Genomic DNA, 20,856 nt, shown 5'->3' on the forward strand with positions numbered 1-20,856 from the left:
TTGTCCTTCTACCCGGCCGTCATGTGCCGGGGGGGGGTGGCCCCCCTCGTATTTCTCTTGTTGGTGTTTTGGGGGGGGCGGCTGTTGCCCCCGGGCCCCCCTACTCGCGTCTACCCACCCCACGCCGCCACCCCACGCCGCGCCGCGGCCGCCCCGGCCGCCCGGCCGCTGCATGCCGCGCTGCCGCCCGCCGCCCGCCCCAGCGGCCGCCCGCCCGTCCGCCGCCCTGGCCACCGCGCCCCGCTCCTCCACGCAAGCGGATATCCACTCGGGTTGGGGGTTCTCCGCTGGTATGCAGGCAGAGAACCCTCAGCGGGAGTGGATATCCGCTCGCGTTGGAGGCGCCGGGGGTGGGACGGGGCGGGAGGTTGAGGGAGCGGGGCCGGGGGCGCGGGCGGGGGCGGGCCGGGAGTGGGGGGCGGGAGTGGGCTAGTGGGAACTGCGGGCTATGGCGGTTATTTCGTTGCGGTTGTGGTGGAGCTGGCGGGCGTGGAGTACGTCGTACTGGTCGTTGAGGACCTGGAGGCCGCGGCGGGCGCCGTCCAGTGGGTTCTTGCCGCCGCCCTTGAGCGTGACGATCGCGAGACCGCCGCGGTGCAGGTGGGCGGCCGCGTCGAGCATCATCCGCGCGCTCGTCACCTGATCCATGCGCATGTCGTTCACCACGACGTCGAACGTGACCCGGTTGGCCGCGAAGAACCGCCCGGCGGTGGTCGCCTCGTGATGGATCCGCCGATCGCCGCGCAGCCGCGGGTCCAGCGCGCCGGGGTCGACCGACCACACCTCCTGCCCGTGCAGCCGCAGGATCCGCGTCCAGCCGCCCGGCGAGGCGCCGAGGTCCAGTGCGTTGCCGCCGTTCGGCAGGTCCAGCCCGAAGGTCGCGATCGCCTCCTCCAGCTTGAACTCCGACCGCGACACCCGCTCCTCGCCCCGAGCCAGCCGCATCTGCCCACCAGGCCAGTCCGACAGGCTGTCCGCGAGCCGGTTCACGCCGATCAGTAGCTGCTTGCCGGCGACAGCCCCCGACACCACAACGTCCTGCCCGGAGCGCTCGACGGCGACGCCGCGGCTCTCCAGGGCCCCGGCGATCAGCCGCCGGTACGAACCGCCGGTGCCCGCGCCGTCGATCCAGGTCTGTACGGCGACCGTCCGCGCCGAGAACTCCTCGAGCAGTGTCGTCGCCAGCTCGGACTCGGTCGGCAGCTCGTCGAGCGGGTAGCCCGCAACCTCCCGCGTCAGGTGCCGGACGAACATGATCCGCCCCACATCGCACGCCGCGGCCAGCTCGCCCACCGGGACCCCGTCGACCCGCCCGAGCTCCGCCCCGACCCGCTTGATCCGCACATCCCGCCCGAACTCGCCCCGCAGCTCGCGCACAGCCAACTCGTAGCTGTCGGCCGCGGCCGAGAACAACACACTCCTGCCGCCGCTCACCCCGGAACCGTACCGAACGACAGGACGTAGTCATGTACGTAGATGCCCCCGCACGCCTGGCGAGCCGCGCCACCTCGGCGCCGGAGGGGACCACCTCCTGTCCTTCGGTACGCGTTAGCCTTCCGGGCGTGGAGGAATTGACGGTTGAGGTGCTGCGCGCCTGGGCCCGGACCGCGCTGGCCGACCTGGCCGGGGCGCGGACCCGGATCGACGAGCTGAACGTGTACCCGGTGCCGGACGGCGACACCGGCACGAACCTCTACCTGACCTGGGAAGCCGCCTGCGACGCGCTGCCCAAGGGCGAGCTGACCTTCACCGAGGCGATCCAGGCCTTCGGCCGCGGCGCCCTGCTCGGCGCCCGCGGCAACTCCGGCGTGATCACCTCCCAGCTGATCCGCGCCTGCGGGAACCGCCTCAGCGAGAACCTCCCACGCGACAAGGCCGACAGGGCCGACAACGCCGACAACGCCGACAGGGCCGACAGGGCCCACAGCGCCAACCGGGCCGGCGGAGTCCTCGCGGACCTCCCGATGAGCGAACCCGCCGCCTTTGCCGACGCGCTCCAGTACGCCGCCGACGCCGCGTACGGTGCGGTGGCGCAACCCGTCGAAGGCACCATGCTGACTGTCGCCCGGGCCGCCGCGACCGGCGCGATGACCGCGGCCAGCGACGGGAAGACACTCGCCGACGTCTGCCTGGCCGCCGTCGCGTCCGCCCGGCAGGCCCTCACCAGAACGACCGAGCAGCTCGACGTACTGCGGCTTGCGGGCGTCGTCGACGCGGGCGGTGCTGGTCTGGTCGTGATCCTGGGTGCGATGGAGTCCGTGCTCACCGGGCGGCAGGTGCGCGTCGACGTACCGGCGCGGGTCGAGCCGCACACCGAGGGCACCGCGAGGCTGGACGGGCCGGCGTACGAGGTGATGTACCTGCTGGACGCTGCGGACGACAAGATCGGCGACTTCCGGCAGAGCCTGGCTGCGCTCGGCGACTCGGTCGTCGTGGTCGGCGGCGACGGGCTGTGGAACGTACACGTCCACACTGACGACGTCGGCGCCGCGATCGAGCACGGCATCGGCATCGGCCGCCCGCACCGGATCCGCGTCACGCACTTCGACGACCAGGCGCACCACCACGACCCGGCCCCGGGACGCGCCGTGATCGCGGTCGTCGCCGGCGAAGGGCTGGCCGGGCTGTTCGCCGAGGCCGGCGCGCGGATCATCCGCGGCGGTCCCGGACGGCGCTGTTCGACCGGCGAACTGCTGCAGGCGATCGAGCAGTCGCAGGCGCCCGAGATCGTGATCCTGCCCAACGACCACGATTCGATCGCGGTCGCCGAGGCCGCCGCCACCGCCGCGCGTCAGGACGGCATCCGGGTCGCCGTGATTCCCACCCGCGCGCAGGTCCAGGGGCTGGCCGCGATCGCCGTCCATGATCCGGAGCGCAGCTTCGACGACGACGTCGTGCACCAGTCGGCCGCCGCCGGGCAGACCCGGCACGGCGCGGTGACGATCGCGGTGAAGGACGCCTGGACGATGGCCGGCCGCTGCCGGATCGGCGACGCGCTGGGCGTCGTGGACGGTGATTTCGCGCTGATCACCGATGATTTGCAGGCGGCCGCGCTGCAGGTCGTCGACCGGCTGCTCGGCGGCGGTGGTGAGCTGCTCACGATCGTCACCGGCCGGGACGCGGACCCCGCGCTGGCCGTCGCGGTCGAGCGGCACGTCCGGCGGCAACGCAAAGATGTCGACGTCGTGGTGTACGACGGTGGGCAGGACAGGTACCCGTTGCTGATCGGGGTGGAATGACGGTGTTGACATGAAGGCCGACATGGACCGGAAGCTCCGCGACTTCCTCGGCGCCAAGACAGCCAAGACGTTCGCCGAGGTGCTCGAGATCGAGACCGTCGGCGAGCTGCTGCGGCACTACCCGCGGCGGTACCTGAAGAAGGGCGAGCTGACGCCGTTCGACGAGCTCGAGGTCGGCGACCAGGCGACCGTCAACGGCCGCGTCAAGAAGGTCACGGCCCGGGCGCTGGACAGCAAGATCGAGATCAAGCCCGACCAGGTGCAGCGGTTCCGCAAGCAGCGGACCATCACCAAGGTCGTGGTCACCGACGGGCGCAACGACCTGGAGATCGCGTTCTTCAACCAGCCCTGGCTGCTGACCAAGCTCACGCCCGGTACGTCGGCGCTGTTCTGGGGCGAGGTGACGAAGTTCCGCGACACCCTGCAGCTGAAGGGCCCGGGCACCGAGATCCTCGACTCCGAGGACCTGACCGAGGCCGAGATCGAGCGCCGGGCGCGGCCGTTCCGACCGCTCTACCCGGCTACCGCGAAGTTGCCCACCGCAACCATCGAGCGGTCGATCAAGATCGTGCTGGACAGCCTGGACGACCGGCTGGAGGACCCGGTCCCGGACCGGATCCTGCAGACCGAGAAGCTGCTCGGGCTCCGGGATGCTCTGCAAATGGTGCACCTGCCGGACACCGAGAAGGACATCCACGACGCGCAGCAGCGGTTCCGGTTCGAAGAGGCGCTGGTGATGCAGACGATCCTCGCCCAGCGTCGCGCCGTGACCGACGAGCTCAACGCCGTGCCCCGGCCGCGTACCGAGGGTGGGCTGCTGGACGCCTTCGACGAGCGGCTGCCGTTCGCGCTGACCGAGGGGCAGGCGGAGGTGGGGGAGGAGATCTTCGCCGATCTCGCCCGTTCGCATCCGATGCACCGGCTGCTGCAGGGTGAGGTCGGTTCCGGCAAGACCGTGGTCGCGCTGCGGGCGATGCTGTCCGTGGTCGACAACGGCGGCCAGGCGGTGCTGCTGGCACCGACCGAGGTGCTCGCGGTGCAGCACCACAAGACGCTCACCAAGATGCTCGGTGAGCTGGCCGAGCAGGGCATGCTCGGGGGCGCGGACAACGCGACGAAGATCGGCCTGCTGACCGGTTCGCTGAACGCGGCAGGTCGCCGGACGGCGATGCTCGACGCGGCCAGTGGCGCAGCCGGGATCGTGGTCGGGACACACGCCCTGTTGGAGGACAAGGTCCAGTTCGCCGATCTCGGGCTGGTGGTGGTGGACGAGCAGCACCGGTTCGGCGTCGAGCAGCGGGCCGCGCTGAGCGCGAAGTCCGGTGAGAACACCCCGCACGTACTGGTGATGACCGCGACCCCGATCCCGCGGACGGTCGCGATGACGGTCTTCGGCGACCTCGCGGTGTCGACGCTCACCCAGCTCCCGGCCGGCCGCTCGCCGATCCAGTCGTCGGTGGTCCCGGCCAAGGAGAAGCCGGACTGGCTGCAGCGCGCCTGGACGCGGGTCCGCGAGGAGGTCGGCAAGGGCCATCAGGTGTACGTCGTGTGCCCGCGGATCGGCGACGACGTCAAGAACGCGGCGGACGAGGAGGGCGAGCTGCTCGAGACCGACGAGGGCGGGAAGAAGCAGGCCCGCCCGCCGATCTCGGTGATGCAGGTGTACGACGCGCTCACGGAGATCCTGCACGACCTGCGCGTCGAGATCCTGCACGGGCGGCTGCCGGCCGACGAGAAGGACGCGGTGATGACCCGGTTCGCGGCCGGCGACATCGACGTACTGATCGCGACGACGGTGATCGAGGTCGGTGTCGACGTACCGAACGCATCGACGATGGTGATCATGGACGCCGACCGGTTCGGTATCTCGCAACTGCACCAGCTGCGCGGCCGGGTCGGGCGCGGCAAGGTGCCCGGGCTGTGCCTGCTGGTCACGGACATGCCGATGGCGGCGAGCCCGTACCAGCGGCTGGTGGCGGTCGCCTCGACGACCGACGGGTTCGAGCTGTCCCGGATCGACCTCGAGACCCGGCGCGAGGGTGACGTGCTCGGCGTCGCGCAGTCCGGGAAGCGGACGAGCCTGAAGCTGCTGAGCGTGCTGCGCGACGAGGACATCATCCTCTCCGCCCGGCACGAGGCGACCCAGATCGTCGGCGTCGACCCCACCCTGTCCGAGTTCCCGGCCCTCCGATCGGTCATCCGCAGCGCCTTGGAGTCCGAGACAACGGAATACCTGGAGAAGACTTGACTGTATTGGATGCCGCGACTCCGTCGCGGCGGTCACGGGGCTCCAACTCCCGGTCTTCCCTCGTCGCTCCGCTCCTCAGTCCAGACCGGGAGGCCCCGTGACGCGAATTGTCGGTGGGGTGGCTGGGGGGCGGCGGATCGGGGTGCCGGCGGGGAGTGGGACGCGGCCGACTGCGGACCGGGTGCGGGAGGCGCTGTTCTCGTCGCTGGAGTCGGAGTTCGGCAGTTTCGACGGGCTGGCGGTGCTGGACCTGTACGCCGGATCAGGCGCGATCGGGCTCGAGGCGCTGTCCCGTGGTGCCACGCAGGTCGTCCTCGTGGAGTCGGACCGCCGGGCCGCCGAGGTGATCGCGGCGAACATCAAGGTCGTCGGGCTGCCCGGGGCGAGACTGCTGACCCGCCCGGTGGAGGCGGCGGTCTTCGATCAGGTGTTCGACCTGGTGTTCGCGGACCCGCCGTACAAGCTGGAGACGGCCGAGCTGCAGGACGTACTGACCGGCCTCGCGGCGAGCGGCCGGCTCGCGGACGACGCGGTCGTGGTCGTCGAGCGCGGGAAGCGGGAGCCGTGGGACTGGCCGGAGGGCTTCGCCGCGCTCCGAGACCGCAAGTACGGCGAGGCGCGGCTTTGGTACGGTCACCGCCATGGCCAAGGCGAGAACGGCGAGGTTCCGCAATGAGTAGGGCGGTCTTCCCCGGGACCTTCGACCCGCCCACCGTCGGGCACCTGGACATCGTCACGCGGGCCGCGGCCGCGTTCGACGAGCTGATCGTGGCGACCGGCGTGAACCAGTCGAAGAACCGCCTGTTCGGGCCGCAGGAGCGGGTCGAGATGCTCACCGAGCTGGTCGAGCCGTTCCCGAACGTCCGGATCGGTACGTTCGACGGGCTGCTCGTCGACTACTGCCGGGCCGAGGGCGCCGGGGTGATCGTGAAGGGGCTGCGCTCGGCGGCCGACTACGATTACGAGCTGCAGATGGCGCAACTGAACCGGCGGATGACCGGCGTCGACACGCTGTTCTTCCCGACCGCGCCGGAGAACGCGTTCATCTCCTCGAGCTGGGTGAAGGAGATCGCCCGGCTCGGCGGCGACGTGAGTACGTTCGTGACAGCAGCCGTACACTCCCGGTTACAGAACAAGCTCTGAGTTCCCCCCGGATTGGGTCGTACGGCGGGGAGTTGGTAGTCTTGACAACCGGTCTCGACGAGACCGATATCTTGCCTTGCCCATGCCTGAAAGGTTTGCCCTGAGCGTCCTGGACCCGCGGTCCCCACTCGTGATCGACACGCACGAGCTGACACGCCGCGCCGGGTCCCAGCGCGAAGTCTCCTTTACGGCACCGGCGCCGGTGGATCTCGGTATCGACGTGATCGGCGTCCCCGAAGGCGATCCGATCCAGTTCGATCTACGGCTGGAATCGGTGGTCGAAGGGGTGCTCGTCACCGGAACGGCCCGTGGCCGTCTGGTCGGGGAGTGCGCGCGGTGCCTGGTTGACATCGAGGACGAGTTCCTCGCCGACATCCAGGAGCTGTACGTCTACCCGGAGAGCGAAGCCGAGCCGGACGAGGCCAGCCGGATGGAGGGCGATCTGATCGACCTCGAGCCGGTGCTGAGGGACCAGGTGGTGCTCGCACTGCCGTTCCAGCCGCTGTGCCAGGACGACTGTCCGGGTCTGTGCCCCGATTGCGGGGTGCGCCTGGCCGACGAGCCCGGCCACCGGCACGAGGAGCGGATCGACCCCCGCTGGGCCGCCCTCGGTAACCTGCAGGACCAGCAGGACAACTGAACAGAGCAGTACCGAAATCGTCAGACTGAGCCGGCCGGGTCCCACCAAGGCCTCCGGCCGAACCGAGGAGTCATAACCGTGGCCGTTCCGAAGCGGAAGATGTCGCGCAGCAACACCCGCAGCCGCCGGGCCCAGTGGAAGACCACTGCCCCGTCGCTGGTGACCTGCGTGAACCCCGCCTGCCGCGCGAAGCACCTGCAGCACACCGTCTGCCCGAACTGCGGCCAGTACGGCGCGAAGGGCGAGCGTCGCCAGGTCGTCGAGAGCTAAACGGCACCAGTCACAGTGAATTCGGTCAACGAAACGGGGCTCTACGCCGAGCTGAACGAGCGGCTCGGCGTATCGCTGGCTGACAATTTGCTGGAGCACGCCTTCACCCACCGTTCGTTCGCGTACGAGAACGGTGGGTTGCCGACGAACGAGCGGCTGGAGTTCCTCGGGGACTCCGTGCTCGGCGTCATCGTCACGGAGTCGCTGTTCCGGAACCATCCGGACCTGAGTGAAGGCCGCTTGGCCAAGCTCCGGGCCGCGGTGGTCAACATGCGTGCGCTCGCGGGGGTCGCCCGTGAGCTCAAGCTGGGCAAGTACCTGCGGCTCGGCCGCGGGGAAGAGGCCACCGGTGGTCGGGACAAGTCCTCGATCCTCGCCGACTGTGTGGAGGCGCTGATCGGCGCCGTCTACCTGGATCGCGGCTTCGAGGTCGCGGGCGGGGTGGTGCACCGGCTGTTCGACGACCTGATGGAGTCGTCGGCGCGGCTGGGGGCCGGCCTGGACTGGAAGACCTCGCTGCAGGAGCTGGTCGCCCAGCTCGGCGTGGGCGTCCCGGAGTACGTGATCGCTGAGTCCGGTCCGGACCACGCGAAGACGTTCGAGGCCCGGGTCCGGATCGGCTCCGACACGTACGGTCACGGCATCGGCCGGAGCAAGAAGGAAGCCGAGCAGCAGGCTGCCGAGACCGCCTGGAAGGCTCTGCGCGCCGCGCATCCCGACAGCGTGGACCCTTCGCAGCAGCCGTAGCCGACCTCAGTGCCAGAGCTTCCTGAAGTAGAAGTTGTTCGACGGGGTCTGGCCGGGTTTCTCACCGGCCGGACCGTCGACTCGGTCGAGGTGCTGCATCCTCGCCCGGTCCGGCGTCATGTCGCGGGGCCGGAGGACTTCGTGTCCCGCCTCAAGGGCCAGGTGTTCGCGGAGCCGGCCCGCCGCGGGAAGTACCTGTGGCTGCCGCTGACGTCCGGGGATGCGGTGCTGACGCACCTCGGGATGAGCGGCCAGTTCCGCGTCCAGCCGGCCGGCGCGCCCGACGAGCGGCACCTGCGCGTCCGGTTCCGGTTCGCCGACGACGGTGAAGAGGTCCGGTTTGTGGACCAGCGGATGTTCGGTGGTCTGTCGTACTCCGAGGGTGGCGCGGAGCTGCCCGCCGAGATCGCGCACATCGCCCGGGACCCGTTCGACCCGCTGTACGACGTCGACGCCGCGATCGCGAAGATCCGCCGCCGCCGGACCGGCCTGAAGCGGGCGCTGCTGGACCAGACCGCGGTCAGCGGGATCGGGAACATCTACGCCGACGAGGCGCTGTGGCGGGCCAAGCTGCACTACGCGCGGGCGACCGAAACGCTGAAACCCTTGCAAACAAGGGCAATCCTCGAGCAGGCGCAGGCCGTGATGGCCGAGGCACTGACCGTTGGCGGCACCAGCTTCGACGCCCTGTACGTCAACGTGAACGGCGAATCGGGGTACTTCGAGCGCGGGCTGAACGTTTACGGCCAGGAGGGATCGCCGTGTCCGCGGGACGGCCGGCCGATCCGTCGCGAGCCGTTCATGAATCGTTCCTCGTACCGGTGCCCGAAATGTCAGCCCGTTCCACGGCAGGTTCGCTGGTGAGCGAGGTATCGTTAACAAATGTGGCCCAGGTTGACCCGTCGGCCCCGCCGGTGTCACCCTGAAAGACGGCACAACTTTTCGGCGCTCCCGCATGACCTGGACTGAGGAGCGCGACCGGCCAGAACCCTTCCGGAGGACAGCACAATGGCCAAGGCTCTTCTAGGGCATCTTGGAGGCACTGACCCGCGCATGCTGGAGCAGGTTCGTCTGCTCAACCGGCGTGTCGCCGATCTGGAGGCGCACGTGATGCGGCTTCAGGCAGAGAACGACCACCTGGTGGCTCAGATCCACGAGGGTCGGCTGCTCACCGTCGACGAGGCACTGCGCACCCCCGCTTCCGTCTGACAAAGAGTTACTTTCTTACCGTCCGCTTCATACTCCGAACGGCGGTGGCCCCCGTCCGGGCCTCCGCCGCCGCATGTTGAGTGTGTTCTGTATGTTCACCCAATGTTGTGCTCCCTGATCTACCGCCGGCCGGCTCTGAACGGCTCGGCCTCCGCTGGAATCCGCGAATCTCTTTGTAGACTGCGCAGCGGAACAACTTCCCCCGGGTAGCGGCAGCGTGATGAATAGCTACGACGGTTCCTTAGGTATCGTCTGTCCTTTCACGGGTTGGAGAGCTTCGCCTTGTACCTGAAGAGCATGACGCTCCGGGGTTTCAAGTCGTTCGCGTCCGCGACGACGATGAACTTCGAACCAGGCATCACCTGCATCGTCGGGCCGAACGGCTCCGGCAAGTCCAACGTCGTCGACGCCTTGGCCTGGGTGATGGGTGAGCAGGGCGCGAAGTCGCTGCGCGGCGGCAAGATGGAGGACGTCATCTTCGCCGGCACCTCCGGCCGGTCCCCGCTGGGCCGCGCCGAGGTCGTCCTGACCATCGACAACACCGACGGCGCGCTGCCGATCGAGTACGCCGAGGTGACGATCAGCCGGATGATGTTCCGCAACGGCGGCTCCGACTACCAGATCAACGGCCAGAACTGCCGGCTGCTCGACGTCCAGGAGCTGCTCAGCGACTCCGGGATCGGCCGCGAGATGCACGTCATCGTCGGCCAGGGCCAGCTGGACTCGATCCTGCGCGCCACGCCGGAGGGCCGCCGCGGGTTCGTCGAGGAGGCCGCCGGCGTCCTGAAGCACCGCAAGCGCAAGGAAAAGGCGATCCGGAAGCTGGAGGCCACCGAGGGCAACCTGAACCGGCTCGGGGACCTGATCAGCGAGATCCGCCGCCAGTTGAAGCCGCTCGGGCGCCAGGCGGAGGTGGCGCGACGGGCGGTGACGATCCAGGCGGAGGTCCGGGACGGCCGCGCCCGGCTGCTCGCCGACGACATCGTCCAGGCCCAGTCCGCGCTCGAGGCCGAGCTGCGCGACGAGGCCGCGCTGACCGAGCGCCGGACCGAGACCGAGGCGAAGCTGCGCGAGGCGCGCGAGCTGGAGGCCGAGCTCGAGGACGCGCTCCGCGAGGACGCGCCGGCGCTGCAGGCCGCTCAGGACACCTGGTACCAGCTGTCCGGCTTCGGCGAGAAGATCAAGGGCACCGCGCGGATCGCCGCGGACCGGATCCGTTCGCTGAACGACGAGGCCGAGGAGCCGCGGCCGGGCCGAGACCCTGAGGAGCTGGAGCTCGAGGCCGCCCGGGTCCGTGAGACCGAGGCGCAGATCGAGGCCGAGGTCGAGGCGCACTCCGAGCTGCTCGCCGAGTCCGTCGAGCGCCGCCAGCAACTGGAGGCGCAGGAGGCCGAGGAGGAGCGCCGGATCTCCGCGCTGATCCGGGCCGCCGCGGACCGTCGCGAGGGGCTGGCCCGGCTGACCGGCCAGGTGAACGCGCTGCAGAGCCGCGCGGCCGCCGCCGGGTCCGAGATCGGCCGGCTCGCCAACAACCAGCGTGAGGCGGAGCAGCGGGCCGCCAAGGCGCAGCACGACTTCACCGCCCTGGAGACCCAGGTCGCCGGGCTGGACGCCGGTGAGAAGGGCCTCGACGAGGAGTTCGAGGGTACGCAGGCCGTCCTCGACGAGATGGACGAGCGGCTGGCGAAGCTGCGCGCCGAGGAGCGCGACGCCGAGCGCGAGCGCACCGGCCTGGCCGCGCGGAAGGAAGCCCTCGAGCTCGGCCTGAACCGCAAGGACGGCGCCGGCGCACTGCTGGCCGCCTCGGAGCAGGTCAACGGGCTGATGGGGTCCGTCGCCGCGCTGCTGAGCGTTCGGCCCGGGTACGAGACCGCGATCGCCGCGGCGCTCGGCGAGGCCGCGGACGCGGTCGCCATCACCCACACGGACGCTGCGCTGGATGCGGTCGGTCACCTCAAGGAGCACGACCTCGGCCGCGCCGGGATGCTGCTCGGCGACGCGCCGGCCGACGACTACTCGATGTGGCCGGTCCTGCCGTACGGCGCGTTGTACGCCGTGGATGTCGTCGAGTGCCCCGAGACGCTGCGGCCCGCGCTGCGCCGGCTGCTGCGCAAGGTCGCGGTCGTCGACGACGTGGACGCGGCCCGATCACTGCTCCGGAACCTGCCCGACGTCACCTGTACGACCCGGGTCGGCGATGTCCTCGGAGCGCATTTCGCGTACGGCGGGTCGGATGCGGCGCCGAGCCTGATCGAGGTGCAGTCCGCGGTCGACGAGGCGGCGGAGAAGCTGACCGAGGCGACGGCGCGCAGCGAGCGGCTGCGGTTCGAGCTGCAGGCGCTGGAGGACGAGCGGGCCCGGCAGAAGGAGTCCGTCGAGATCACGCTCGCCCGGCTGCACGAGTCGGACGCGGCGATGGCCGCGGTGGCGGAGCAGCTGGCGCACTTCGGCTCGCTGGCCAAGGCGTCCCGCGGCGAGGCGCAGCGGATGGCCGAGGCGATCGCAGCGGCCGAGGAGGAGCGCGACAAGAACCTCTCCGGTCTGGCCGAGCTCGAGGAGCGCCTCGTGGACGCCGAGGCGTTCGACGAGGACGGCGACGAGCCGGACACGTCGGAGCGCGACCGGCTGGCCGACGCCGCCAAGGCGGGGCGTGCGACCGAGATGGAGGCGCGGCTCGCGCTGCGGACCACCGAGGAGCGGGCGCGGGCCTTGTCCGGTCGGGCGGACTCGCTGGAGCGGGCTGCGCGGCAGGAGCGCGAGGCGCGGGCCCGGTCGATCGCGCGGGCGGCACGGCGCGCGCGGCAGGCGGAGGCGGCCAACGCCGTACATCTGGCCGCCGGTCACGTACTGGCGCGGCTGGAGTCCTCGCTGCAGCTGGCGGCGTCCGAGCGGGCGGCGATCCAGGCGCAGCGGGCCGATCGCGAGCAGGCGCTGGCGCAGGCACGTTCCGCGACCCGGAACCTGAGCTCCGAGCTGGAGCAGCTGACCAACACCGTGCACCGGGACGCGCTGGCGCGGGCCGAGCAGAAGATGCGGCTCGAGGCGCTGTACGAGAAGGCGCTCGGCGAGCTCGGCGTCGAGGTCGACGCGCTCGTCACGGAGTACGGGCCGGATCAGCTGGTGCCGCCGGTGCCTTCGCCGGACCAGGAAGAACAGCCCGAGGGTGAGCCGTTCAACCGGACCAAGGTCGAGAAGCGGCTCAAGCAGGCCGAGCGGGCGCTGAACCAGCTGGGCAAGATCAACCCGCTGGCGCTCGAGGAGTTCGAGGCGATGGAGGAGCGGCACCGCTTCCTGTCCGAGCAGCTCGACGACCTGAAGAAGTCCCGGCGCGACCTGATGGACATCGTCAAGGAGGTCGACGAGCGGGTCGAGCAGGTGTTCACGCAGGCGTACCAGGATGTCGAAATCGCGTTCGAGCACGTGTTCAGCCGGCTGTTCCCGGGTGGTGAGGGCCGGCTGGTGCTGACCGACCCGAGCGACATGCTGGCCACCGGTATCGACGTCGAGGCGCGCCCGCCGGGCAAGAAGGTCAAGCGGCTGTCGCTGCTGTCCGGTGGTGAGCGGTCGCTGGTCGCGGTCGCGTTCCTGGTCGCGCTGTTCAAGGCCCGGCCGTCGCCGTTCTACATCCTCGACGAGGTGGAAGCGGCGCTGGACGATACCAACCTCGGCAGGCTCCTGGAGATCTACGAAGAGCTCCGCGAGAACAGCCAGCTGCTGGTCATCACCCACCAGAAGCGCACGATGGAGGTCGCCGACGCTCTCTACGGCGTCACCATGCGCGGCGACGGCGTCTCCGCCGTAATCTCCCAACGAATCCGCGAGGCGGAACCTGTGTAGCACCGCGTGTCTCATCGCGCTACGCTGGTTCCATGAAGGTAATCACGCAGCGCGAGTTCCGCAATCATTCCGCGGCGGTGATGGATGCCGTCGAGGCGGGCGAGACCTACCACATCACCCGGAACGGCAGCGAGGTCGCGGAGCTGCGGCCGTTGGCCCCACGGCGTCAGCCCACCACCGAGGAACTGCTTGCTGAGGCTCGACTGCTGCCTCGGATCGACGGCGCCGCGATGCGGCGCGAGGCTGACGAGTTCTTCGGCTCCGAGGACCGGATCGGAAACCACGACGATCCGTTCGAACGCGCGTGAGCGGACGGCCTCTGGTGGGTGTGCTCGACACCTGCGCCTATATCGACCTGCTGGACCTGGAGACGACGAGCCTTCCGGAGCGTTGGGAGCTGACGGCCGTCTCGCTGGCCGAGCTACATCAGGGCGTCGGGATGGCCAAGGACCCGTTCACGCGCGCGGCACGCACGGAGGTTCTGAGCTCGGCGCTGAAGAAGTTCGACCCGCTGCCGTTCGACGCGCCGGCGGCGACGCGGTACGGGACCTTGGTCGCACTAACGGTGGCGGCGGGGCGCGATCCTCGGCCGCGGCGGATGGATCTGATGATTGCGGCAACCGCGTCCAGTCGGAACCTTCCGCTGTACACGCGGAACGCCGCTGACTTCAAAGGCTTGGATGGATTGGTGACCGTCCGGTCCGTGTGACGCGTTGTCAGGCCGTGATGGTCATTGACGCCAGTTGGTCGGACTGGACGTCGAAGGTGAAGTGCGAGGGGCCGTTGAAGCCCTCGCCGCCGACCTGGGTCAGGATCGTCAGGGGATTGCCGGCCGTGCTGACCTGGGTGTCGGTGAAGGTGGCTCGTTTGCCGATCAGCTCGTTGGTGCTCCACGAGCCGATCTGGTCGTGGCCGCGGAACTCGCGGCCCCAGTCGTTCACGTAGCCGTCGGGCGCGAACGCGGCCACGAAGGCGTCGTTGTCCTGCGCGTCGATCGCGTCCAGCGCGCGCCGGACCGCGGCGGGAATCTCATCGCTCATGGCGAAACGATAGCCCCGCGGTTGAACCGGTCGGTGGATCCGTACGTGTGCGGGGTGAGGTTCCGACCGAGGAGGATCCAGGATGAAGCGACTGAGCAGCGTGGCAGCGGCCGTCGGGGTGATGGTGCTCGGGCTGGGCGGACTGACGGCCTGTGGTGGCTCGGATTCGGGCGGCACCGACTCGGGCGCACCGGCGGCGCCGAGCAGCCCGGCCGGTCAGCCGGCAGTGAAGCTCGCCACCGCGGACGTCAGCGGCCTCGGCAAGGTCGTTGTCGACGGCAACGGGCGGACCGTGTACGTGTTCGACAAGGACACCGCGGGCAAATCGAACTGTGCGGGCGACTGCCTGGCCAAGTGGCCACCGGTGGCCGCAGGCGACGGCGCACCGCAGCTGGAGGGGATCGACGCGTCCCTGGTCAGCACCGTCACCCGGTCGGACGGCACCAAGCAGCTGGCCATCAACGGGCTGCCGTTGTACCTGTTCGCCAGTGACAGCCAGGCGGGCCAGGCCACCGGTCAGGCGGTCGGCGGCATCTGGTGGGCCGTCGGCGCGGACGGCAAGAAGATCACCACCCAGCCGAGCGGTTCAGGGAATGGCAACGGCTACTGAGGCTCTCCCGGTGTCGGCACCGCCGATACCCGGTATCGTGCGGTCGGTGGGTGAGACCCCGGGGCGGCACGACGCCGAGACCCTGATCCGTGCGCTGTACGCCGAACACGGGCGCAGCCTGCTCGCATACGCGACCCGGCTCACCGGCGACCGTGCGGCGGCCGAGGACGTCGTACAAGAGACCCTGCTGCGCGCGTGGAAGCACGCTGACGACCTGATGTCCGGGCACGGGTCGGTACGGGGCTGGCTGCTGACCGTGGCGCGCAACCTGGTCACGGACCGGGCCCGTGCTCGTGCAGTACGTCCGGCCGAGGTGGCGGACGTGGTGGACAGGCCCCCGGTCGAGGTGGATCACTCCGAGTCGGTGGTGAACACCATGGTGGTGATGGAGGCACTCGACAAGGTGTCGCCCGAGCACCGTGAAGTACTCGTGCAGCTGTACTACCGGGGCCGGACGGTGTCGGAAGCTGCAAAGGAACTGGGCGTTCCGCCCGGTACGGTGAAGTCGCGTTCGTACTACGCCCTCCGAGCTCTGCGCGCGGTGTTGGCAGAGAAAACCGCGGAGGTGTCCCATGAGTGAGCACGATCGTACGCAGCTGGGCGCCTATGCCCTGGGTGCACTGGAACCGGCAGAGGTTGCTGAGCTCGAGGAGCACCTGGCGACCTGCGCGGAGTGCCGCGCGGAGCTGGCCGAGCTGACCGAGCTGAAGGACTTCCTGGGTGAGGTCCCGCCGGAGGCGTTCCTTGACGGGCCGCCGGACGGTGGTGACCTCCTGCTGCAGCGAACGCTGCGCGAGGCGCGCTCCGAGGAGGAGCAGCCGCCGGTCCACGAGCCGGCCCCGGTGCCGGCGAAGCGCCGGTCGCGGTGGTTGCTGGTCGCTGCCGCGCTGGTCGTCGTTGCGGGTGCACTGGGCGGCGGCGTCGCGATCGGACGATCCACGGTGCCGGCCGACGACCAGCCGGTCGCAGGGGCCAAGCAGGTGACAACAGCGGACTCGACCACTGGTGCCACCATGGCCGCCACGGTGGAGCCGCGACCAGGCTGGAGCTGGGTGCGAGTCCAGGTGACGGGGCTGAAGGCAGGCGACCAGTGCGAGATGGTCGTAACGAACAAGGACGGCTACTCGTGGGTCGCGGGTAGTTGGCTGGTGTCGGAGAAGGCCGCCAAGAACGGCAGCACGTTCGGTGGCGGCGTGCTCGTCCCACTCGACCAGGTGCGCTCTGTGGAGATCAGGACCGTACAGGGGAAGCACGTGGTGACAGCCACCATCTAACGCGGTTGCCCGGCACGAGAGGATGGGCCTGTGGCTACTACCTCCGAAGACCTGCGGGAGCGCCGTAAGAACGCGGCGCAGAACTGTGAGCGCTGGCTGTCGAACAGGCGAGTGCCGGCGGCGGACCAGTTGCGCCAACTCGCGGAGGTGGTCACCGACGACCAGCTCGATGCCTACGGCAAAGGTGGCGAGGTAGAGGCTCTGGAGCAGGAAGTGGCCGACCTACTGGGCAAGCCGGCCGCGGTGTTCCTGCCGACCGGCATCATGGCGCAGCAGAGCGTACTGAGGGTGTACGCCGACCGCGCCGGCACCAACCGGGTAGCAGTGCACGGGATGGCTCACCTCCTGACCGCAGAGCTGAACGCTCTGGAGGAGGTACACCACCTGCGCATCGAGCGGATGACGTCAGATCCGAGGCAGCCACGCCCCGATGAGTTGGCTGCGATCCCCGGTCACCTGGCTGCTGTGACGCTGGAGCTGCCGCTGCGGGACGGCGGGTTCGTGCTGCCGACGTGGGACGAGCTGGTGATGTTCTCCGAGACCTGTGCGGAGCGGGGCGTACCTCTGCACCTCGACGGCGCACGGCTGTGGGAGAGCACGCCGTACCTCGGCCACAGCCTCGCCGAGGTCGCTGCACTCGCGTCGACGGTGTACGTGTCGTTCTACAAGGTTCTCGGTGGGATCAGCGGCGCTGCGCTCGCCGGGCCCGAGGACGTGATTGCAGAGGTACGTCGGTGGCAGCGCCGGCTCGGCGGCAACCTCTACTCGCTCTTCCCGTACGCCGTGTCCGCGCGGCACGGGCTGCGAACGGTGCTCCCGCTGATGGACGACCTGCACCAGCGCGCGGTCGAGGTCGCAATGGCCTTGCAGAGCGAGGGATTCCGGGTCTTCCCGGAGCCTCCGCACACGAACTCGTTCCGTCTGTACGCGCCGCGCGCCGCGGAGTCGATAGAGCTGGCCGCCGTCGAACGGATGGAGCGGACCCGCGAGTCGTTGAGTTTCTCGTGGCAGTCGGCCGGCGTCCCGGGCTGGTCGTGGACCGAGCTGGTGATGACGCCGTTGACGCTGGACTGGCAGGTCGACGAAATCGCCAAGGCGTTCGGGGAACTTCTGGCCCGCTGAGGACGTCTGGCTTGGTGTTGGGGCAGGTGGGGAATCCGGGGAGAGAAGTGCTGACATTCGTCGTCACCATGGTGGTTCTGCTGGTTCTGTCGGGGCTGGTGCTCCTGGCTGTAGCGCGGGGTGAGGGAAAACATTTCGGGTAGCCTCACGGCATGCGGAGGCTGATCTTCCAGGAGTACATGACGCTCGACGGCTACGCTGCCGGGCTCGACGGCGGGCTGGAGTTCTTCAGCTCGATCCCGGAGCACCCGGACGACAACCTCGAACTGCTCGAGGGCATCGACACCATGCTGCTCGGCGCGCAGACGTACCGCGAGTGGGTCGACCTCTGGCCGACCGAGCGGATGGCCGATCATCCGATCGCGGTGAAGCTGAACGCCCTCCGGCTCGTGGTCGTGTCCACGAAGCTGCAGGACGCGCCGTGGGGTTCGTACGAGCCGGGTCTGGTGGTCCACGACCTGGATGCGGTGCGCGCGCTGAAGGCGGAGGACACCGGCAAGGACATCATCCTCTGGGGCAGCATCACGCTGTTCCAGTCGTTGCTGCGGGCCGGGCTGGTCGACGAGATCCAGCTCCGGATCTGCCCGATCCTGCTCGGCGCCGGCAAGAGCGCGTTCCCCGCCGGCCAGTCACCCGTCGCCATGGACCTGCTCGAAGCACGCCCCTGGGGTGCCGGCGGCGTACTCCTGCGGTACCGGCCTAGCTGACCGCGTCGACGATCGCCTTCACGATCGGGGCGGCGATGGTGATCGTGGGCAGGACGAGCAGCGCGACCGCTGCGGTGTAGGTGACGGCGGAGAGGGCACGTTCGTTGCCCGCGGGGCCTGCGAGCCGTTGCACCCGCAGTACGGTCGACGACTTGGCTGCGGCGAGGGCCGCGTCCGGCGCCGGTGCGCCCGCCAGTGCGACCAGTGCGCGGGCCAGTGGACGTGGGCCGTTGCGGCGTCGTGCGTCGTCGTCGGCGAGCAGCTCGACCAGGGTGCGCGCTTGCTCCAGCGCTACGTCGCTACGTACCCAGCGGGGGAACGCGTGGTGCAGCGCGGTGAACTCCTCGAGCACCAGGTCGTGGCGGGCACGCAGGTGCGCCTGCTCGTGGGCGAGGACCGCCTTCAGCTCACTGTCGTCCAGCCGGTCCAGTGCGCCGACCGAGACGACGACCCGTGCGCCCCGGAGCGCCGGCAGGCAGTACGCGAGCGGTGTCTCCTCGGCCAGTACCCGGAGTCCTGGGATCAGCCCGTCCGGTGTGGCCAGTACGTCGACCAGGTCGCGGTGACGTTTGCGCCTCGCTCGCGTACCGACGGCTACGCGGCCTATCGCCCACAGCAGCCGTACGACGACCAGGGCGACCATGGCGAGGATCAGCGCGGCCACGAGGTCCCGTACTGACGTGGGGTTGAACCGCGGCTGGCCGGGCCGCCCTGCGATCGAGTAGGACAGTGCGATGCCGGCGCCGAGTGCGGCGAGTACGGCGGCCAGTGCGATCGCCTGCCAGAGGATGACGGCAGCACGGGGGACCCGGTAGGGCCAGTCGGAACGAGCCAGCAGGGCCGGGGCCGGGCCGGTGAGCACCAGCGCCAGGACGGCCAGCAGGACCGCTGCGGTCACCCCTGCTCGTCCAACCGGGACAGTGCATCGCGCAGCAGCGCAGCCTCCTCGTCGGAGACCTGACCGACGAATCGGACCAGTGCCTCGCGCCGGTCACCGGCGCGGTCGAGAGCGTCCCGCATGAGGTCGGCGGCGAGCTCCTCGCGCGGTGCGGCCGCGCTGTAGCGCCAGGCCTTGCCGTCCCGCTCGCGGTCGGTCAGCTTCTTCTTCGCCAGCCGGTCCAGCACGGTCATGACGGTTGTGTACGCCAGTTCGCGAGTGCCGGACAGCTGCTCGTGCACCTCGCGCACGGTCAACGCGCCCGATGCGGCCCAGAGCTGCTCCATCACCAGCCGCTCCAGGTCCCCCAACGGACGGGGCTGCGCCTTTTCCTCACTGGCCACGTGACCAGTATAACTACACGTCGTAGTAGATCTGCGCTAGCATCTACTACGTAACGTCGTAGATGCCCTGGGGAGGGCCGCGTGGACACCCTGGATCTGGCTCGCTGGCAGTTCGCGATCACTACCGTGTACCACTTCTTCTTCGTGCCGGTGACGATCTCGCTGGTCGCGATCACCGCCGGGCTGCAGACCGCCTGGTACCGGACCGGGAAGGAGAAGTACCTCCGGCTGACCAAGTTCTACGGGAAGCTGTTCCTGATCAACATCGCGATGGGTGTGGTCACCGGCCTGGTCCAGGAGTTCCAGTTCGGGATGAACTGGAGCGACTACTCGCGGTTCGTCGGTGACGTGTTCGGCGCCCCGCTGGCGCTCGAGGGGCTGCTCGCGTTCTTCCTCGAATCGACGTTCATCGGCCTGTGGATCTTCGGCTGGGAGCGGCTGCCGCGGCTGGTGCACCTGGGCTGCATCTGGATGGTCGTGCTCGGCACGCAACTGTCGGCGTACTTCATCCTGGCGGCCAACTCGTGGATGCAGAACCCGGTCGGCTTCCGCTACAACGCCGACCGCGGCCGGGCCGAGCTGACGGACCTGGGGGCGGTGCTGACCAACAAGGTCGTGCTCGTCACCTATCCGCACACGATCTTCGCCGCGTTCATGGTCGGTGGCGCCTTCGTCGCCGGGGTCGCCCTGTGGCATCTGCTGCGGCGCCCAGACACGGATCGCGCCGTGTTCCGCTCGGCGCTCAAGATCGGTGCCTCGGTCGTCCTGGTGGCGAGCGTCGGGGTGGCGATCAGCGGTGACCTGCAGGGCAAGGTGATGACCGAGGTGCAGCCGATGAAGATGGCGGCGGCCGAGGCCCTGTACGAGACCGAGAAGCCGGCATCGTTCTCGGCGTTCACGATCGGCACGCTGGACGGGTCGAAGGAGATCTTCTCGATCAAGGTCCCGTACCTGCTCTCGTTCCTGGCCACCGGGCATTTCGACGGCGAGGTCAAGGGCATCAACTCGCTGCAGGACGCGTACGAGCAGCTGTACGGCCCCGGCTCGTACAACCCGAACATTCCGCTGACGTACTGGACGTTCCGGCTGATGATCGGCGTCGGGATGCTGTCCGCGGCGATCGCACTGTGGCTGCTGTGGACGACCCGCCGCGGCCGAGCGCCTGCTCGGTGGCTGATCTGGCTGGCGGCCCCGCTGCCCCTGCTGCCGCTGGTCGCGAACACGTTCGGCTGGATCTTCACCGAAACCGGCCGGCAACCCTGGCTGGTCTTCGGGTTACTGCCGACGGCGTCAGGGGTGTCGCCCGGTACGACGAGCGGCGAGGTGATCACGTCGCTGGTCGGGTTCACCGCGCTGTACGGCGTCCTGGCGGTGGTCGAGACCAAGCTGCTGCTCCGGACGATCCGCGCCGGGCTCGCCGGGACGGACGGGCCACCTGAGGAGCCGTCCGGCCAGCCCGACAAGCCGCTGTCGTTCGCGTACTGAGGGG

General features: G+C 69.6%; 22 protein-coding genes. 18 read left to right on the plus strand and 4 right to left on the minus strand.

Annotated features, from left to right (window positions below; genetic code table 11):
• Positions 1-429: 429 nt before the first annotated feature.
• Positions 430-1,434 carry an SAM-dependent methyltransferase gene (locus ACGFI6_RS27480; protein WP_393123416.1) on the minus strand — a complete coding sequence of 335 codons (1,005 nt, stop codon included), beginning with the start codon at positions 1,432-1,434 and terminating at the stop codon, positions 430-432.
• Between the two features lie 128 nt (positions 1,435-1,562).
• Between ACGFI6_RS27480 and ACGFI6_RS27485 the strand changes: the two genes are divergently transcribed.
• From ACGFI6_RS27485 to ACGFI6_RS27540, 12 genes are all read left to right on the plus strand, one after another.
• Complete coding sequence (locus ACGFI6_RS27485; protein WP_393123418.1) at positions 1,563-3,239, plus strand: DAK2 domain-containing protein; 1,677 nt, start codon at positions 1,563-1,565, stop codon at positions 3,237-3,239.
• A gap of 10 nt (positions 3,240-3,249) precedes the next feature.
• Positions 3,250-5,487 carry an ATP-dependent DNA helicase RecG gene (recG, locus tag ACGFI6_RS27490; protein ID WP_393123420.1) on the plus strand — a complete coding sequence of 746 codons (2,238 nt, stop codon included), beginning with the start codon at positions 3,250-3,252 and terminating at the stop codon, positions 5,485-5,487.
• A 97-nt stretch (positions 5,488-5,584) separates the two neighbouring features.
• Entirely contained in the window at positions 5,585-6,163 is a 579-nt protein-coding gene (rsmD, locus tag ACGFI6_RS27495) for a 16S rRNA (guanine(966)-N(2))-methyltransferase RsmD (protein WP_393123422.1), read from the plus strand.
• Positions 6,160-6,630: a pantetheine-phosphate adenylyltransferase gene (gene coaD, locus ACGFI6_RS27500; protein WP_393123424.1), complete on the plus strand. Its 471-nt coding sequence runs from the start codon at positions 6,160-6,162 to the stop codon at positions 6,628-6,630. Before rsmD ends, coaD begins: the two co-directional genes overlap by 4 nt.
• An 82-nt stretch (positions 6,631-6,712) precedes the next feature.
• Positions 6,713-7,270 carry a YceD family protein gene (locus tag ACGFI6_RS27505; protein ID WP_393123426.1) on the plus strand — a complete coding sequence of 186 codons (558 nt, stop codon included), beginning with the start codon at positions 6,713-6,715 and terminating at the stop codon, positions 7,268-7,270.
• A 78-nt stretch (positions 7,271-7,348) separates the two neighbouring features.
• Positions 7,349-7,540, plus strand: a complete 192-nt coding sequence (gene rpmF, locus ACGFI6_RS27510; RefSeq protein WP_130387616.1) for a 50S ribosomal protein L32 — start codon at positions 7,349-7,351, stop codon at positions 7,538-7,540.
• A 15-nt stretch (positions 7,541-7,555) separates the two neighbouring features.
• Positions 7,556-8,287: a ribonuclease III gene (gene rnc / locus ACGFI6_RS27515; RefSeq protein WP_393123429.1), complete on the plus strand. Its 732-nt coding sequence runs from the start codon at positions 7,556-7,558 to the stop codon at positions 8,285-8,287.
• Between the two features lie 9 nt (positions 8,288-8,296).
• On the plus strand, positions 8,297-9,151 hold the full coding sequence (mutM, locus tag ACGFI6_RS27520; protein WP_393123431.1) for a bifunctional DNA-formamidopyrimidine glycosylase/DNA-(apurinic or apyrimidinic site) lyase: 855 nt from the start codon (positions 8,297-8,299) through the stop codon (positions 9,149-9,151).
• Positions 9,152-9,340: 189 nt separating this feature from the next.
• Positions 9,341-9,496 carry a hypothetical protein gene (locus tag ACGFI6_RS27525; protein ID WP_238151152.1) on the plus strand — a complete coding sequence of 52 codons (156 nt, stop codon included), beginning with the start codon at positions 9,341-9,343 and terminating at the stop codon, positions 9,494-9,496.
• A gap of 282 nt (positions 9,497-9,778) precedes the next feature.
• Entirely contained in the window at positions 9,779-13,333 is a 3,555-nt protein-coding gene (gene smc / locus ACGFI6_RS27530; RefSeq protein WP_393123698.1) for a chromosome segregation protein SMC, read from the plus strand.
• 32 nt (positions 13,334-13,365) lie between these two features.
• A complete protein-coding gene (locus ACGFI6_RS27535) occupies positions 13,366-13,641 on the plus strand; it encodes a type II toxin-antitoxin system Phd/YefM family antitoxin (RefSeq protein ID WP_393123434.1) in 276 nt (91 codons plus the stop codon).
• A complete protein-coding gene (locus ACGFI6_RS27540; protein WP_393123436.1) occupies positions 13,638-14,042 on the plus strand; it encodes a type II toxin-antitoxin system VapC family toxin in 405 nt (134 codons plus the stop codon). Before ACGFI6_RS27535 ends, ACGFI6_RS27540 begins: the two co-directional genes overlap by 4 nt.
• A gap of 7 nt (positions 14,043-14,049) precedes the next feature.
• On the opposite strand, the gene ACGFI6_RS27545 is transcribed toward ACGFI6_RS27540, so the two are convergent.
• Complete coding sequence (locus ACGFI6_RS27545) at positions 14,050-14,373, minus strand: nuclear transport factor 2 family protein (protein ID WP_393123438.1); 324 nt, start codon at positions 14,371-14,373, stop codon at positions 14,050-14,052.
• An 82-nt stretch (positions 14,374-14,455) separates the two neighbouring features.
• Here ACGFI6_RS27545 and ACGFI6_RS27550 point away from each other — a divergent pair, with 82 nt between their 5' ends.
• The 5 genes from ACGFI6_RS27550 (at position 14,456) to ACGFI6_RS27570 (ending at position 18,086) form a co-directional block, all read left to right on the plus strand.
• Complete coding sequence (locus ACGFI6_RS27550; RefSeq protein WP_393123440.1) at positions 14,456-14,983, plus strand: hypothetical protein; 528 nt, start codon at positions 14,456-14,458, stop codon at positions 14,981-14,983.
• A 46-nt stretch (positions 14,984-15,029) separates the two neighbouring features.
• A complete protein-coding gene (locus tag ACGFI6_RS27555) occupies positions 15,030-15,563 on the plus strand; it encodes a sigma-70 family RNA polymerase sigma factor (RefSeq protein ID WP_393123442.1) in 534 nt (177 codons plus the stop codon).
• Positions 15,556-16,257, plus strand: coding sequence for an anti-sigma factor family protein (locus ACGFI6_RS27560; RefSeq protein WP_393123443.1), 702 nt, complete (start codon positions 15,556-15,558; stop codon positions 16,255-16,257). The genes ACGFI6_RS27555 and ACGFI6_RS27560 overlap by 8 nt, the downstream gene beginning before the upstream one ends.
• 30 nt (positions 16,258-16,287) lie before the next feature.
• On the plus strand, positions 16,288-17,379 hold the full coding sequence (locus ACGFI6_RS27565) for a threonine aldolase family protein (protein WP_393123445.1): 1,092 nt from the start codon (positions 16,288-16,290) through the stop codon (positions 17,377-17,379).
• Positions 17,380-17,531: 152 nt separating this feature from the next.
• Positions 17,532-18,086, plus strand: a complete 555-nt coding sequence (locus ACGFI6_RS27570; protein ID WP_393123447.1) for a dihydrofolate reductase family protein — start codon at positions 17,532-17,534, stop codon at positions 18,084-18,086.
• On the opposite strand, the gene ACGFI6_RS27575 is transcribed toward ACGFI6_RS27570, so the two are convergent.
• Positions 18,079-18,984 (minus strand): M56 family metallopeptidase, encoded by a 906-nt coding sequence (locus ACGFI6_RS27575; protein WP_393123449.1) that lies wholly within the window; start codon positions 18,982-18,984, stop codon positions 18,079-18,081. The two genes, ACGFI6_RS27570 and ACGFI6_RS27575, sit on opposite strands and share 8 nt — an antisense overlap.
• On the minus strand, positions 18,981-19,367 hold the full coding sequence (locus ACGFI6_RS27580) for a BlaI/MecI/CopY family transcriptional regulator (RefSeq protein WP_393123451.1): 387 nt from the start codon (positions 19,365-19,367) through the stop codon (positions 18,981-18,983). Before ACGFI6_RS27580 ends, ACGFI6_RS27575 begins: the two co-directional genes overlap by 4 nt.
• A gap of 81 nt (positions 19,368-19,448) precedes the next feature.
• Here ACGFI6_RS27580 and ACGFI6_RS27585 point away from each other — a divergent pair, with 81 nt between their 5' ends.
• Entirely contained in the window at positions 19,449-20,852 is a 1,404-nt protein-coding gene (locus tag ACGFI6_RS27585; RefSeq protein ID WP_393123453.1) for a cytochrome ubiquinol oxidase subunit I, read from the plus strand.
• Positions 20,853-20,856 lie beyond the last annotated feature (4 nt).

The sequence above is a fragment of the Kribbella sp. NPDC048928 genome (assembly GCF_043197975.1).
Taxonomy (GTDB): Bacteria; Actinomycetota; Actinomycetes; order Propionibacteriales; family Kribbellaceae; genus Kribbella.

What these genes read in the sequence shown, in the direction of transcription:
- recG (WP_393123420.1), top strand. Translation starts at nt 3,250, where the DNA reads ATGAAGGCCGACATGGACCGGAAGCTCCGCGACTTCCTCGGCGCCAAG.
- coaD (WP_393123424.1), top strand. Translation starts at nt 6,160, where the DNA reads ATGAGTAGGGCGGTCTTCCCCGGGACCTTCGACCCGCCCACCGTCGGG.
- ACGFI6_RS27505 (WP_393123426.1), top strand. Translation starts at nt 6,713, where the DNA reads ATGCCTGAAAGGTTTGCCCTGAGCGTCCTGGACCCGCGGTCCCCACTC.
- ACGFI6_RS27525 (WP_238151152.1), top strand. Translation starts at nt 9,341, where the DNA reads ATGCTGGAGCAGGTTCGTCTGCTCAACCGGCGTGTCGCCGATCTGGAG.
- ACGFI6_RS27535 (WP_393123434.1), top strand. Translation starts at nt 13,366, where the DNA reads ATGAAGGTAATCACGCAGCGCGAGTTCCGCAATCATTCCGCGGCGGTG.
- ACGFI6_RS27545 (WP_393123438.1), bottom strand. Translation starts at nt 14,373, where the DNA reads ATGAGCGATGAGATTCCCGCCGCGGTCCGGCGCGCGCTGGACGCGATC.
- ACGFI6_RS27550 (WP_393123440.1), top strand. Translation starts at nt 14,456, where the DNA reads ATGAAGCGACTGAGCAGCGTGGCAGCGGCCGTCGGGGTGATGGTGCTC.
- ACGFI6_RS27560 (WP_393123443.1), top strand. Translation starts at nt 15,556, where the DNA reads ATGAGTGAGCACGATCGTACGCAGCTGGGCGCCTATGCCCTGGGTGCA.
- ACGFI6_RS27570 (WP_393123447.1), top strand. Translation starts at nt 17,532, where the DNA reads ATGCGGAGGCTGATCTTCCAGGAGTACATGACGCTCGACGGCTACGCT.